General features: G+C 49.7%; 11 protein-coding genes and 1 other annotated feature. Of the genes, 4 read left to right on the top strand and 7 right to left on the bottom strand.

The window, feature by feature from the left end:
* Window positions 1-186: 186 nt before the first annotated feature.
* From tyrS to Q6A92_RS07320, 7 genes are all read right to left on the bottom strand, one after another.
* Entirely contained in the window at window positions 187-1,437 is a 1,251-nt protein-coding gene (gene tyrS / locus Q6A92_RS07290) for a tyrosine--tRNA ligase (protein ID WP_332237499.1), read from the bottom strand.
* Between the two features lie 58 nt (window positions 1,438-1,495).
* Window positions 1,496-1,706, bottom strand: a binding site (T-box leader).
* 121 nt (window positions 1,707-1,827) lie between these two features.
* Window positions 1,828-4,026: an ATP-dependent Clp protease ATP-binding subunit gene (locus Q6A92_RS07295; RefSeq protein WP_332237560.1), complete on the bottom strand. Its 2,199-nt coding sequence runs from the start codon at window positions 4,024-4,026 to the stop codon at window positions 1,828-1,830.
* A gap of 242 nt (window positions 4,027-4,268) precedes the next feature.
* Window positions 4,269-4,706 carry a universal stress protein gene (locus tag Q6A92_RS07300; RefSeq protein ID WP_274397589.1) on the bottom strand — a complete coding sequence of 146 codons (438 nt, stop codon included), beginning with the start codon at window positions 4,704-4,706 and terminating at the stop codon, window positions 4,269-4,271.
* A 160-nt stretch (window positions 4,707-4,866) separates the two neighbouring features.
* Window positions 4,867-6,117, bottom strand: coding sequence for a CDP-glycerol glycerophosphotransferase family protein (locus Q6A92_RS07305; protein ID WP_443029697.1), 1,251 nt, complete (start codon window positions 6,115-6,117; stop codon window positions 4,867-4,869).
* Between the two features lie 96 nt (window positions 6,118-6,213).
* Window positions 6,214-7,455, bottom strand: a complete 1,242-nt coding sequence (locus Q6A92_RS07310; protein ID WP_332237501.1) for a CDP-glycerol glycerophosphotransferase family protein — start codon at window positions 7,453-7,455, stop codon at window positions 6,214-6,216.
* A 7-nt stretch (window positions 7,456-7,462) separates the two neighbouring features.
* The gene (tagD, locus tag Q6A92_RS07315) at window positions 7,463-7,861 is read right to left on the bottom strand and encodes a glycerol-3-phosphate cytidylyltransferase (RefSeq protein ID WP_274397591.1); all 399 of its coding nucleotides are present in this window, start codon (window positions 7,859-7,861) and stop codon (window positions 7,463-7,465) included.
* A 134-nt stretch (window positions 7,862-7,995) separates the two neighbouring features.
* The gene (locus Q6A92_RS07320; protein ID WP_332237503.1) at window positions 7,996-11,532 is read right to left on the bottom strand and encodes a bifunctional glycosyltransferase/CDP-glycerol:glycerophosphate glycerophosphotransferase; all 3,537 of its coding nucleotides are present in this window, start codon (window positions 11,530-11,532) and stop codon (window positions 7,996-7,998) included.
* A gap of 199 nt (window positions 11,533-11,731) precedes the next feature.
* On the opposite strand from Q6A92_RS07320, the gene Q6A92_RS07325 reads away from it, so the two are divergent.
* Genes Q6A92_RS07325 through Q6A92_RS07340 form a run of 4 tightly spaced genes read left to right on the top strand, consistent with a single transcriptional unit; the run spans window position 11,732 to window position 15,171 of the window.
* A complete protein-coding gene (locus Q6A92_RS07325) occupies window positions 11,732-12,688 on the top strand; it encodes a glycosyltransferase family 2 protein (protein WP_274397593.1) in 957 nt (318 codons plus the stop codon).
* A 3-nt stretch (window positions 12,689-12,691) separates the two neighbouring features.
* Window positions 12,692-14,500 (top strand): DUF6020 family protein, encoded by a 1,809-nt coding sequence (locus Q6A92_RS07330; protein WP_332237505.1) that lies wholly within the window; start codon window positions 12,692-12,694, stop codon window positions 14,498-14,500.
* The gene (locus Q6A92_RS07335) at window positions 14,493-14,846 is read left to right on the top strand and encodes an EamA family transporter (protein ID WP_274397595.1); all 354 of its coding nucleotides are present in this window, start codon (window positions 14,493-14,495) and stop codon (window positions 14,844-14,846) included. Before Q6A92_RS07330 ends, Q6A92_RS07335 begins: the two co-directional genes overlap by 8 nt.
* Window positions 14,839-15,171, top strand: a complete 333-nt coding sequence (locus Q6A92_RS07340) for an EamA family transporter (protein ID WP_332237507.1) — start codon at window positions 14,839-14,841, stop codon at window positions 15,169-15,171. Before Q6A92_RS07335 ends, Q6A92_RS07340 begins: the two co-directional genes overlap by 8 nt.
* Window positions 15,172-15,206: the final 35 nt, after the last annotated feature.

Here is a 15,206-nt window from a genome sequence, read left to right on the forward strand (position 1 = left end):
CGGTGACGAATTCACAGTATGAAGCGTTTCTATTCTCAACTTTCTGCAGATTAAAACCACTATTATCAGTATACCAATTTCGCCATACGTCGTCTAATATTCGGTCGTTTATTCGACACTAGTGTGCATCAATTGCCGCAGGGACATACCGATTCACCGCATTTTTATGCCGGCCTTCACGTGTGCTCAGTACCTGATCAGCGTATATTTCTTTTTTCCGCGTCGTATGATCGTGTACATGCCGTCAATCCGGTCATTTTCCGAGAGCACATAGGACAGCTCCGTCCGGCGGATGCCGTTAACATAGATCGCCCCATTCTTAACGTCTTCTCTCGCCTGACGTTTGGAAGTTGTGACGCCCGCGGCGACAATCAGATCAATCAGACCTTCCGGTGCGTCCGAAGCCGCCTCATAAGTCGGAACATCCTTGAATCCCTGACTGATTTCTTCGGCGGTCAGCCGCGAAATGTCGCCGCTGAAGAGTGCCTCGGAAATATGTTCCGCTTCCCGCAGCGCTTTCTCGCCGTGGACCAGTTTTGTCAGCTCCTGTGCAAGCGTCTTCTGCGCTTTCCTTTCTTCGGGGTGCCGCGCCGTCTCCGCAGCCAGGCTTTCTATCTGATCTTTCGAAAGAAAAGTAAAGTATTTCAGGTAATTGACGACATCGTCATCCGAAGTGTTCATCCAGAACTGATACCATTCATAAGGAGTCGTCTTGTCCGGATCCAGCCAGATGGCGCCGCCCATTGATTTGCCGAACTTTGTTCCGTCGCTCTTGGTGATCAGCGGAAACGTCAGCCCGAACGCCGGTTCCTCATGTCCCTTTCTTCGAATCAGCTCCAGGCCTGCCGTTATATTTCCCCACTGGTCGCTGCCGCCGATCTCCAGCCGGCAGCCGAATTTCTCATAAAGATTCAAATAATCGAACGCCTGCAGGAGCATATAGGAGAACTCCGTAAACGATATACCGGCATCCATCCGCGACTGAACGGAATCTTTGGAGAGCATGTAATTGAGCGAAAAATGTTTGCCGACATCGCGCAAAAATGAAATCGCCGACAGGCTGCCCAGCCAATCGCCATTATTGACGTAAACGGCCTTGGCGCCGTCGAAGTCGAAAAAACAGGAAAACTGCTTTTTAAAATGACGGACATAGCCGTCGACAACTGCTTTCGTGTTTAGCCGGCGTTCGCTGGAACGGCCGCTCGGGTCGCCGATCATGCCCGTCCCGCCGCCGGCGACGACGACCGGACGGTGCCCCGCCCGCTGGAAACGCATCATCGTGATGATGATCAGCAGATTGCCGGCATGCAGGCTGTCGGCCGTCGGGTCGAAGCCGCAGTAAAAGGATATCGGCTTTTTCAGCGCCTCGCGCAGCCCCTCTTCATCCGTCACCTGGTTAATCAGGCCGCGGTATTTCAAATCATCAATAATGTCCATCCTTGCCACACCTTTCGTTTTAATCTGTCCGATATCGGCAAAATAAAAAAGCCCTCCCTTAAGGAGCGCTTTTATGCACGGTACCATCCTTCTGGCGGCAAAGTGCCGCCTCTCAATTGCCATAACGGTCAAGGCCGTCTCCCGCTACTCTTCGTTCGCGGAAGATGCTCAGGGAGGTAATTCGCCGCACTGTCTGCCGCCGGCTCGCACCAACCGCCCGCTCTCTGAAAACAGAAACAGCCGCTACTGATTCCCTTCATCGCTTTTTCGTGATTGTAAAGCCATTCTGCCACGTTTTCTGTACAATGTCAAACGGAAATTGCCGCAGAAGGGCACGCGGCCGTTTTTTCTCCAAAAAAAGACCCTCCTTGCGGAGAATCCTTCTTTATATTAACGATTTGCTGCGACTTTGATTTCGCCGCCGGCTTCATCTACAGTTATCGATTGGGCCCCGCTGTTTTCCAGCAGCAAATCGGAGATGCTGTCTTCGACTTTTTCCTCAAGAACGCGGCGCAGCGGCCGTGCCCCGAATTCCGGATTATAACCGAGTTCGGCAAGCTTCTTCTTCGCGGCATCTGTCACGGTCAGCGTCAGGCCCTGTGTCTGTGCCGCACTTTCAATATCCTTCAGCATCAGGTCGACGATCGCCAGCAGATCGTCTTTTGTCAGAGAATTGAACTTGACGATCGCGTCAAACCTGTTCAGAAATTCCGGCTGGAAGTAGTTTTCCAGCTGCTTGATCATATCCTCGCGGCTGTCCGTCGCACCGAATCCCACCGTCGCCGATTTGTTGTTGATTCCGGCGTTGCTGGTCATGATAATGACCGTATCTTTGAAGCTGACCGTTCTCCCCTGGCTGTCCGTCAGGCGGCCGTCATCCAGAATCTGAAGGAACATATGCATTACATCCGGATGCGCCTTCTCAATCTCGTCAAGCAGGATAATACTGTACGGTTTGCGGCGTACCTTTTCCGTCAGCTGACCCGCCTCATCATGACCGACATAGCCGGGAGGCGCACCGATCAGTTTCGAGACCGAATGTTTCTCCATGTATTCACTCATGTCGAGACGAATCATCGCATCGCGTTCACCGAACATTTCATAAGCGAGCGTCTTGGCAAGTTCCGTCTTGCCGACGCCGGTCGGGCCGACAAACAGGAATGAACCGATCGGACGGGTCGTTTTGCGGAAGCCTGTGCGGTTTCTGCGGATGGCCCTGGCCACTTTCTCAACGGCTTCCTTCTGGCCGATCACCTTCTCGTTCAGATGCTCAGCCAGGTTTCTCATCTTGTTCTGTTCATCGCTCTGCAGTTTACGGACCGGAATGCCCGTACGCGTCTCCACAATCTGCTGAATCAGTTCTTCATTGACGACCGCTTCATTGCCCGTTACCGGAGGCTCGGCGCCGTTCGCCTTGATTTTTTCCAGTTGTTCGAGCTGCTTTTGATAGGCATGTTCCTGATCGCGAAGCCTTGCCGCCTGTTCAAACCGTTCATTCTTCGTCGCCTGCGTTTTAGCTGCAGAGATCTCCTCGATTTTCTTTTTAACACTTTCCGTATCGACCGGCGTCAGATTGAGGTTCATTTTAGAACCGGCCTCATCCATCAGGTCGATCGCCTTGTCGGGCAGGAAACGATCCTGGATATAACGTGAGGACAGAGCGACACAGGCCCGGATCGCTTCATCGCTATAACGGACGTGATGATAGTTTTCATATCTTGACTGAAGACCCTTTAAAATCTGAACAGCCTCTTCCTGCGTCGGCTCATTCACAATAATCGGCTGGAAACGCCGTTCAAGAGCGGCATCCTTCTCGATCTTTCTGTATTCCTTCAAGGTCGTTGCACCCATGATCTGAAGTTCGCCGCGGGCAAGGGCCGGCTTCAGGATATTGCCTGCGTCCATCGAGCCGCCCTCTGCGGAACCGGCGCCGACGAGCAGATGCACTTCATCGATAAAGACGATGACATTTTTACGTTTTTCCAGTTCGGACAATAACTGTTTCATTCGCTGTTCGAACTGGCCGCGGATGCCGGTGCCGGCTACCAGAGAAGAAACGTCGATCAGATAAAGTTCCTTATTCGCCAGTTTGGCCGGCACTTTCCCTTCGACGATCTTAAGGGCAAGCCCTTCCGCGATCGCTGTTTTGCCGACACCTGGTTCGCCGATCAGTACCGGGTTGTTTTTATTTCTGCGGTTCAGCGTCTCAATAACCAGCTGGACCTCGCGGTTGCGGCCGATGACAGGATCGATTTTCCCCCTGCGGGCCGCTTCCGTCAGATTGCGGCCGATCTGATCAAGGAAACCGCCCCGGCGCCCGCCTCCCGACGGCCGCGCCTGTCCGCCGTCAAAGGCCATTCCGTTTTCCTGGGCCTTATTTTCCCGGTCCGCAAAAGACGGCTGCATAAAACTTTTGAAAAGATCGTCAAACGGTGAAGCTCCCCCGCCCTGAAAGAACGAAGGCATACTCATATTGTTTCTCATTTTCATATAGCATTCCTCGCAAAAGTGCAGATGTTTCTGCTGTCCATTAATAATGACATTCATTTCTATAACTGCCGGATTGATTTTGCATTCATCACAAAGCACCATACTTGCTATGCCTCCTCCACTTTTCCAACGGTCAGTGTGATCATCTCTTTGTTTGACCATCTTTGACCTTATGCTTTTATTATAGTCTGACCTTTTTTGACTTTCAAGTGTTTAGGCAAAAAAAATAACTTCGATTTCAAGGTTCCCTGCACAAGCCCACCCATTTAATCGAAGCTTCAATAGAAAAACCCCTGCCAGCAATGTTCGCTTGCAGGAGTACATGCCGCCCTTTGCAGGCCTTACTTCACAATCATGACCGGGCAATCCGCCAGATGAAGCACTTTATTGCTGACGCTTCCCAGAATCACTTGCCCGAAGGCTCCCATTCCGCGATTCCCCATGACAATCATGTCTATTTTCGTATCATTCGCATAATCGCAGATTTCCTGCGCGGCAATTCCGTATAAATGTTTCTTGTGAAATTTAATATTCGTGTTTGCCGATTCTTTTTCAATCAGTTCATCCAGCATTTGGTTGCCTTCTTTTTCTTCAACTTCCTTCACATCTGCATCCAATGACGGCCCGACCATCGAATAAAACGGAAAATACACAGGAGAAGGGCTGACATAAATCAACGTGATCTCTGCTTCTTGCTTGCCTTCCGCAATTGTAACCGCTTCCCGTAAAGCGCGTGAAGCAGGCTCGGAACCATCGACTGGTACCAGTATTCTGTACATCCTCACCACCAACCTTCCCATACTCTTTAATAATTAATATTAATTCCTCTTACATCTATACTATACCACGTTTCCGGCATGATAAGTCTTATTTCAAAATGAATATTATTTAATAATTCTAATTTAATTTTACTTTTACAAATGGGCAGCCTTCACAACGTCAAAAATCAGTTTGGGCCGGGCCGCTGCCAAACACGCGTCTGACGACCCGCTCCGTTGCCCGGCCGTCTTCAAGGGAACAAAACTTTCGAAAGAAAGGTTCAAAATTTTCCGATAACCGGAAGCCCGGACGTTCCGTTTCTCTGACGGCCTGAATCACTTCGTCAGTCGTTCTGACGATCGGACCCGGAGCCGTCTTTTCGAAATCAAAGTAAAATCCGCGCAGAAAGTCACGGTATCTGTCTATATCATAGGCAAAGAAAATCATCGGCCGCCTCAGATTCGCATAATCAAAAAACACGGACGAATAGTCGGTGATCAGGAGATCGGATATCAGATAAAGATCGCGTATATCGTCATAGTGCGAAAAATCAAAGGCAAAACCGGCATACGCCCCAAGGTCAAGCCGGCCCGCGATCAGATAATGCATCCGCAGGATAATTACATAATTATCCGCCAGCTGGCCGCGCATCCGCTCCAGATCGAGATGAAGGTCAAAGCGGTAGCGTTCCGCGCCGTCAAACTGATCGTCGCGCCATGTCGGCGCATAAAGAATCACTTTCTTATCCCGCGGCAGTCCGCACTTATCTTTGACGGCCCGGACGGTATCGCTCCGATTCATTCGATAAAGGCAGTCGTTCCGCGGATAACCCGTTTCAAGCAGCGTTTTCCCGAAGGCAAATGCACGCGTAAAAATATCGGAAGAATAACGATTCGGAGAGATCAGAATATCCCACATTCCGGAATCTTTCACAAAATCACGTTTATATTTTTCCACATCCTTACCCGGTGCCAGATCGTGCTCAATATCCGTCCCGAGCCGCTTGAGCGGTGTTCCGTGCCATGTCTGCAGATAAATCGTGTGCTTCGATTTGCAGAACCACGACGGGAAGCGGATGTTTGTCACCCAGTAGCGGGCACGGCTCATCAGCAGCAGCCATCTCAATGAGTAGCGCCGGACATAGGGCACGCCGTGCTGCTCAAACAGTCTCCCGTGCCGCCGGTCTGCGCTCCAGATCAGCCGGTAATCCCGGCAGTTCTCCCTCATGTACTCGTAGATCGCCCGCGGGTTGCAACTGTATTGTCTTCCGAAAAAGCTTTCAAATATGACCAGATTTCTGTCCGCGGGAAGATGCCCCAACAGCCTGAAACATTCTCTGTAGACACAGCGGAAGACAAAACGTCCCCATTTTTTAAAAAGAAAGGCAGCGTGCGTCTTTAAACGAAGCCTTATTGATCCTTCCGTTTTCATCCATTTTTCACCTTCCGCACGACAATCGGTTCTCCCGTTTTCCGGAAACCTGATAAGAACTCCGGACCCTTTGCCCGCTGAATAGTTTCCGCCCGGTCACTGGCCGAAGTCCGTTATCCTCCTTACATAATGAACCACGTTGCGGCTTGAATGCCCTTTCGAATAGGTATTCCACTGATCCGAAAAAGCGGCCACCTTATCAAGATTCCAGCTCCCTTTTTTAATAAAAGAAACGATATCGCCCGTTGAGAAGGCGACCGGACCGGGAACCCAGTCCAGATAGTTTCCCTGAAAACCTCTCTTTTTTTCATAATCTTCCAGATCATAGGGATAGAAAATCATCGGGCGGCCGAGTAAAGCAAAATCAACGGGCAGCGAAGAATAATCGGTAATCAGAAGATCGCTTGCCAGCAGCCATTCATTCACATCCCCGCTGTTTGAGCAATCAAAGGCGAAGCTGCTGCAGCGTTCCGGTATCCGAAAGGAAGCACGGACGGCCGGGTGCAGGCGGATCAGAAGCATATAATCCTCGCCGAGCGCACGTTTCATCAGCTCGAGATCAAGCCGGAGCTGAAAATGATCCCGTTCATCTTCCCGGAAAGTCGGGGCATATAAGATTTTCTTTTTCAGGCTGGCTGCCCTTTCCCATTCAGCTGCTTTTTCCCCCGGCCGGAGCGATCCGTCCGCGCCGTCCGCTGAAACGGCGTTGGACTGCAGCCGTGCCATGCAGGCTCTGTCTTCCGAAAATAGCCGGCGGCGGTCGTGAAAAGTGTAGAAGAAATCAGTCTGCGGTATTCCGGTACGCAGCATCCGCCCCTCTCCGATGCCGAAAGAGCGCATGAATATGCCGGCCATCCTATCGGATCCGACGATCACTTTGTCGAAACGGCGATAGACACGTCTGAAACGCCGTTTCGCACGCTTCGTTCTGAGAGCGGCCGACCGATCTTCCAGACCAAAGGTTTTCAGTGCTCCGGATGCGTGCCACAATTGAATGCAGCAGACGCCCTTTCTGAAGCGGACGACGGAAAGAAAGCCGAAATAATTATCGACAAAAACCGTTTTGGCCGTAGCCAGATGAAAGGCTGAACGCAGCAGGGAAAGAAAACCGGCTGTTTCAAAAGGAAGCACGCGTCCGCCGCACGCACGAAAATCAGCAAGGCAGTTTTTCCTGCAAAGGAACACGAGATTGCAGGGAACGCGTTCCCGTCTGAATTCCTCGGCCACATATCTTGTATTTCCGCTGAAAGATGCGACAAAAACGACTTTGTCCCTTTTTGGAAAAAGTTTAAAAAAAGCAAAAAAAATCTTAAAAAGAAACAGATAAATTTCAACCAACCATTCTCTAATCATTTTTTAACGAATAGAGATCCTGTTTTATTTTTGTAGTCGAAATGCCGACAGTCCTCGGGAGATAAACGACCTGGCAGTACTCCTTGAGAAAATCAAATTTTCCTTTCCAGTCATCGCCCATGACAAAAACATCGACATGATAGTTTTGTACGTCATCAATTTTCTGCTCCCAGTTTTTCTCGGGGATGACGAGATCCACATAGCGGATCGCTTCCAGAATCAATTTGCGATGTTCAAAGCTGTGGTAAGCCTCCTTATGTTTCAAAGCATTAAATTCATCCGTTGAAAGGCCGACAATCAGATAATCTCCGAGCGCCCGGGCACGCTTCAGCAGATTTATGTGCCCGTAATGCAGCAAATCGAACGTTCCGTAGGTCAGTACCCTTTTCAATGATACCGCTCCCCCTCTCCGGCTGCCTTTCAAGGCAGCCTGTCCTGCAAATAAATCCTTCCGGCCGTTAAGCCATTATAGTTCCCTCTCTGAAAAAATTCAATCCGCCGCGGGAAAACCGCCGGCAAAGCGGATCACTTTTGGAAGACGATATTAAAACATTTTTCGCTGGCGTTTCCGTGATCATAGGAAGTAAACATCGCTCTGAACGCATCCAGCCTGTCGCCGTAATTCTCTCTGAAACGGCCGATGTTCCGAAGTTCGCGGATCAATTCGTCATTGGTCAGGCAGACCGGACCGGGTGCTTTCTCAATGATGTCGAAATACATACCGCGCAGGTTATCACGATATTGCTCCAGATCATACGTGAACAGAATAATCGGCCGTGCAAGAATGGCATAGTCGAACATCACCGACGAATAATCTGTGATTAAGACATCGGCAATCAGATAAAGATCCCTGATATCGTCATAGGACGTTTCATTGTAAACGAAACCGGCCGTCTGCCTTTCGTCGATTTGCACGGCATCGGCCACGTAATGATGAAACTTGACGAGCAGAACATATTCGCCGCTGAAGCAATCTTTTAATCTCGAAAGATCCATTTCCATTTTAAACTGGTTCTTTATGCGCCACGTCGGTGCATAGAAAATCACTTTTTTATCCGTCGGTATGCCGAGCCGGACTTTAATTTCACGGATTTTCTCCGCGGAATTATCGTAAAATAACTTGTCATTTCTCGGATAGCCTGTCTCAATCACTTCAGCCCTGTGCGCAAAAGCCCGCTCGGCGATTTTCCCGACATAGTCGCTCGGGACGCATAAATAATCCCAGCGCCTGTTTTTCGCCAGATAGATCTCCATCTGTTTCCCCGGTTTGATTTCTCCGGGAACGTCAAGTCCGAGCGTTTTCAGGGGTGTCCCGTGCATCGTCTGAAGCTCAACCGCCTGTTTTCTTTTCCGATAAAAATCCGGGAAATTGACATTATTGACAAAGTATTTGGCAGTCGCCATGTAATAATAATATTTTAATGAATGCATTCTGACTTTGACGGCGTGCCCTTCAATATGCGTCAATGGGTCGCGCAGGCTCCACACCGTTTTATATTGCGGGTAATGGGCATCGATGTATTCATACAGCGCTCTCGGATTGCATTCAAAATTTTTGCCCCAGTAGCTTTCAAAAATGACCGTTTTTTGCTTCATGGGAAACAGCCGCCGCGCCGCAGGGTAGAACAGCTTTCTCAGAACCGCGCGCCGTAATCTTCCCCGCTCGATCCAGCCCCATTTCGCCGCAAGGCTGAGCGAAAGCGTACGATCGTTTGTGTGCCTGAATGCATAGATAACCTTGTTGAACACGATGGATACCGGTTCTTTGAGCAATTGATCCGAATAGATCTCATAACTGCAGGAAGGATTTCCATCGTTGCGGCGATCGGTCAGAAAAAGGCTGAAATCCCGATATTTCAGGTTTTCCGGATTCATTTCCTGACTCAGATCGATCCGCCCTTCAAGAATCGGCCGGCCGACCGGATCCGTCCGGCCGGTCCGGCTCAGGGAAAAGCTGCGCACTTCATTTTGATCGTGTGATTGCAGTGTCAGCATCAGATTGTCCGCCACCCCATCCCGTTCGGCAAACGGAAAGGGAGCCGCCACAGACAGCCTGATCATTTTTCTATTAATAGCGGCCACGTCGAGCAGCTCAGCTCCGTATTTCTGAATAAGAAGGTACATATGCCCGCTCGGCCGCACCCGGACCGCCGCTTCGGCAAAACCGATGTCGCCGATGGTTTCATTGCCCTTCCCGAAGACGACCGGGCTTTTTGTCCCGTCAATCATCGATAGGGAGACATCCCACTCGCCGAGATGCTCTTCTGCGGCAAACGTCCGGGCCGGAATGCCGATCTCAAACGGAGACTGCCCGGATGCCGGCTGGAAACTGAGACGTACACCACTCTCTTTATTCTTGATGTTCAGAGTGTCTGCCTGATCAGGATCGGACACGCGGCCGGCCAGACGGATTTCAGATGAGCCGATTTCCACGCTTTTAATGACGTTGTCTATTTTTTCCTTGATAATATGCAGATCCCAGTTGCCGCTGTAAGCAATATGGATCGTCTGTTTTTGATCATTGATAAAATCCGGCCGCGTTCTGCTCCCTCTCACCGGAGACCCGACAAAGAAGGTGCGTGTCAGTCCGCCCGCGATGATCTTCCCTTCAATCACATAACTGCCGTAGGGAATCTGATCGAACGGTGCCCGGTCGAACGGAATGGAGAGTGCAAAACCGGACCAATTATAATTATAGACAAACTTAAAGGGCATGTATTTTTTTTTCGCCAGAATCCCGTGCATGATCGTGTTCGGCAGGTATCGCTTCACTTCGGCCTTTTCAATCGGCAGCCTCAGTCCGCTCTCTTCGTTCAGCAGGGAAAATTGCACTGCGACAGCCGACCGGTGCGGAACATCGATTTTTTCAATGTATCCGTATCCTTCGACGGTCAGCCGCCGCCCTTGCCAGGACACTTTGCGCGTCTTCCGCTTTATCTGCAGATTGTCGTCGATCAGCAGCAGCGGCTGCGGCACCTGTTCATGATACAAATAGTCGGCATAATAATGGCCGTCGCGCCGCGCAATTTTCAGCCGGCTCATTTCGCCGCTGTGCTGATAGCCGAGCAGACGAAGCACTCGCTGTTTGTCCCTCTTTTTTACAAAAAAATACTTGATCCGGTCGATCGGCCAGAGCTGAAGCAGGCTTTCATCCGGAACGGTCTGCAGATAACGGGACACCCGCTCCAGATACATGTCGACATAGGGATCGTCGGCTTCATCCAGTTTGTTCAGATATAATAGCAGATCGGTATTTAGGATTTTATAGTCCTTTGCAGCTTTCAGCCCGCCTTCAATATGATGTTTCTCGAAAAAAGCGTTCAGCAGGTCGACGGCTTTCAGCCGGTCTGTCAGATTTTTGATATCCGTTCGATTCTGCGTGATCGACTGGTCGCCGAAATCGCGGGAGCGCCAATAATAAACGACATCGTCAAGAACGTCCACGGAATTTGCCAGATAATGAGCGGGAAAAGTCACCGGAATATCTTCATAAAGCATGTGCTCCGGAAACGACAGACGGTGCTCCTCCCAAAACGAGCGCCGATACAGCTTGTTCCACGCGGTCGTATCGTAAACCAGTTCATAATCTCTTGTAATATGCGCTTTCAGCTTCTTCTTCGTAAAGACCTTCTGATGGAGGACCGAAGGAAATTCTTTGAATGAATTGAAACGGACGACGTTTCCGATCACCATATCCGAATGTGTTTCTTCGACAAGAGCGATCATTTTTTCATAGGCTTCCGAATCGAGAAGATCGTCCGAATCCATAAAAGCAATATATTCGCCCCTTGCAAACTGCAATCCGAAATTTCTTGCCTGTCCAAGACCCCCGTTCGTTTTGTCATGGGCAAAAAAATTGGCGTGCTCATCCGCATAGCGGTGCATGATCCTGCCGCTCCTGTCGGTGGAACCGTCATTCACCATAATGACCTCGAAATCCTTGAAAGTCTGTTTGTTTAAAGAATCCAGACAGTCCTCCAGATAGCGCTGCACGTTATATATCGGAACGATAACGCTGATTTTCGGGACTTTCATGTCGGCAAAAACCTCTTTCTCTCTCAAAATAATTTCTCCACACTTAAATCCGTGTACCGGATTAAAAAGCAGCAAGCCGGCACCGATTTTATGATTGCTAATGGTATTATAAATCAACATCCCGCCGCCCACAAACAGAATTAAAAATATACATATTCTGCACGCCTATTAATGATATAATCTATAATGATTGACTGAATAGTCGTATGGACGAGGAGTGTAAACGATGAAAATTGCTGTACTGATCCCTTGCTATAATGAAGAATTGACAATTAGCAAGGTCATTGACGACTTTAAACGGGAGCTCCCGGAAGCGGATCTCTACGTTTACGATAATAACTCAACGGATCAGACAAATAAAATCGCCAGAGAGAAAGGAGCCATTGTTGTCGAGGAATACCGTCAGGGAAAAGGCAATGTCGTCCGGTCGATGTTTTTCGATATCGATGCGGATTATTACGTCATGGTGGACGGCGACGACACTTACCCCGCCGAGGCCGTGCACGAACTGATTCAGCCGCTGATCAGCGGTGAAGCCGATATGACGATCGGCGACCGGCTGTCTAACGGCACCTATGAAAATGAAAATAAAAGGGCTTTTCACAATTTCGGCAACACGCTCGTTAAAAACCTGATCAACCGGCTCTACAAAAGCAGTATCAACGACATCATGACCGGTTACCGCGGGTTCAACCGGCTGTTTGTCCGCTCATTTCCGGTCACAAGCACCGGATTTGAGATTGAGACGGAATTGAGCATCCATTCACTGGACAAGCGTTTCAAAATTAAAGAAATTCCGATTGACTACCGCGACCGGCCGAACGGAAGCGAATCGAAATTGAATACGGTCCGTGACGGCATCAAAGTGATCAAAACTATTTTCGCTCTTTTTAAGGATTATAAACCTCTGGAATTTTTCTCCCTTTGGGCCGCTCTGCTGGCCGTTCTCAGTTTTGTTGCCGGAATTCCCGTCATCGTCGAATTTATCAAATTTCACTATATTTATAAAGTCCCGTCCGCTGTGCTGGCCGTCGGACTGATGATGATGGCCATGCTTTCGCTTGTCTGCGGACTCGTTCTCGATACCGTCGTCAATAATGCCAGGAAACAGTACGAAATGGAACTGCACCGTATTTACGATTCGCTGGGAAGCAGACATGAATTGGAAAAGAGCAGGTCATGACCGATGAATAAGCAAACGTTACACTGCATCGCCGCCAGCCTGATCGGCGGCCCGATTGTCGGAACAGGATTTTCTTTGCTTTCGCATCAGGCAGGGCGGCTTTCTCCCGTTTTCGTGCTCTTTTTTGCGATCATCGGCGGCTTCCTCTGTTTCGGCGTGGCCGGCCAGGCTTTTTTCGGGCCCTACCGTTCATTAAACAAAAAAATGAAGGAATTTGCTTTTCTTTTTCTTTTTTTGTTTGCCGCCGTGCTGACCGTCGCTTTAAAAGTGCCCCGCTTCTATTTATCCGATGCCGGTTTCTTCGCGGCGGCAGCTGTTTACGCGGCGGCTTTCCTGTTTCTTCTATTCTCGCTGCTGGCGATTGTCTGGTTAAGTACACTGCTGCCCGGGCCGGATGAAGCCGCCGGCCCGCCGAAGCGGACCGTGTTTCTCTATTCCGCTCCGCCGATGCTGCTGTCCCTGCTTTATCTTTGGGCGTTCTTTCCGGGTATTCTCGTCATTGATTCCGTCAATCAGTGGCAGCAGGCTCATTCGATTTTCTTCAACGACTGGCATCCTGTCGTGATGACCTGGATCATCGTGCTGACAACTAAACTATGGGATAATCCCGCGGCCTTTGTCATTCTGCAGCTCGTATGCGCGGACCTGATCAGCGGATACGTCATTTATGCCTTCAGAAAAATGGGCACGAACAAATGGATGATTACGGCCGGCTGGCTCTTTCTCACCTTCTTTCCGCTCAGCGCGCTTTATTCGGTAACGATTTGGAAAGATACGCTGTACTGCTATTTTCTGCTCCTGCTGACGACCGTGCTGATACAGATCATCCGCTCGGAAGGAAAATGGCTGAAATCGTCTATCCATCTTTTGATTCTGTATCTTTCGATTGCGGGCCTGATCTTTTTCCGGCACAACGGCTGGCCGGTGCTTCTGGCCCTGTTTGTCATTTTCCCGTTTTTTTTCCGGAAAAATTATTTGCGGATGTATGCGGTCTTTCTGGCGGCGGTCGTTTCTTTCCTGATCGTGACCGTTCCCGTATTCAGTTATTTTAAGGTATTCCCGGCGGACAAACTTGAATCGCTCGCCATACCCGTTCAGCAGGCAGGCGGCATTATTAAAGGCAACGGCGAAATGACTGCGGCGCAGAAACAGTACTTCAATCATATTTTTCCATTGAGCCGCTGGAAACAAAAGTATCAGCCGACGCAGGTCGACTCGGTTAAATTTTCGACCGGATTCAACAAAAACTATATCAGGCAGAATACGGCAGCATTCGCCCTGAACTGGTCGGCAATTGTCCGGCAGAACCCGGTCATCGCCGCTAAATCATTTCTGAGCATGGAGCAGCTTGTTTACAAACTGAATATCCCGCAAAGCGAAATGCGTCCGATTTTCCGTTACAAAGCATTCAACAGCTACCGGCCAGTCTATTTCCTGTCGCCAAAAACGGTCAAACGTTATCATATTCATTATCAAACCTTTTACTATTCGAAATACGGCACGCAATACGCCAACACGGGACTTGCCTCGATCATTGAGGATTATGATTCTGTCTTCCTTCATGGGATGGCAAGGATACTCGTGCTTCCGGCGCTCTACCTCTACCTGACGATCGTGCTGCTGTTCGTCGTCGTGCTGAAGGGTCAGTGGAAACTGCTTCTTGCCGCTCTGCCGGCCGCACTCAATCTGGGAACCATTTTCGCGGCCATTCCGGCTCAGGACCCGCGCTATCTGTTCAGCAACTATCTGCTGATCGTGCCGTTTTTCTTTCTGATTTCTCTGATCGGGAAAAAGGGGGAAACACATGTTTAAAGAAATGATCCATTCCTTTGCTAAAAACCGCACGGGGATTATTCTTATCCTGACGGCGGCGCTGTCGACGGCTGTCGGACAAATGCTCTGGAAGCTGTCGCAGCACTTCCCCGACGCTTTTTTGATCATCGGCTTCCTCCTTTATTTCTGCGGAGCCGTTCTGATGATTGTCGCTTTTCGATTCGGCGATCTGTCCGTTCTCCATCCCTTGCTCAGTGTCGGCTATATCTTTTCCATCGTCCTCGGCGGTCTTTTTCTCGGGGAAAAATTGTCAATCGTGCAGATAGCAGGCATTCTGATTATTTTGGCCGGCGCGTCTCTGATCGGGGGCGGCGACAATGGCTGAAGAAGTGTCCCTGCTGATCTTTATGACCCTGCTCGGCTCTCTGGGAGGTTTTTTCTTTAAACGCTGCACGGCACGGGGACTCAGGCTTTCGCTTTACTTTATCGTCAATCTCGGTATCGGCGGCATTTTTTACGTGGCCGGCGCTTTGCTCAACATTTGGCTGCTGAAATTGCTGCCGTACACGATCGTTTACCCGCTGACCGCCGTTACCTACATCTGGACCCTTGTCTTTTCCTATTTCTTTCTGTCGGAGAAAATCAGCCGGCGCAAAATGTTCGGTGTCCTGCTGATTATTTTCGGAGCCTGTCTGCTTGTAGTAAAATAGAAGAAACATAAATGGCAAAAGTCAATAAATTGATG

It is taken from the genome of Sporolactobacillus sp. KGMB 08714 (genome assembly GCF_036598985.1).
Lineage (GTDB): Bacteria > Bacillota > Bacilli > Bacillales > Sporolactobacillaceae > Sporolactobacillus.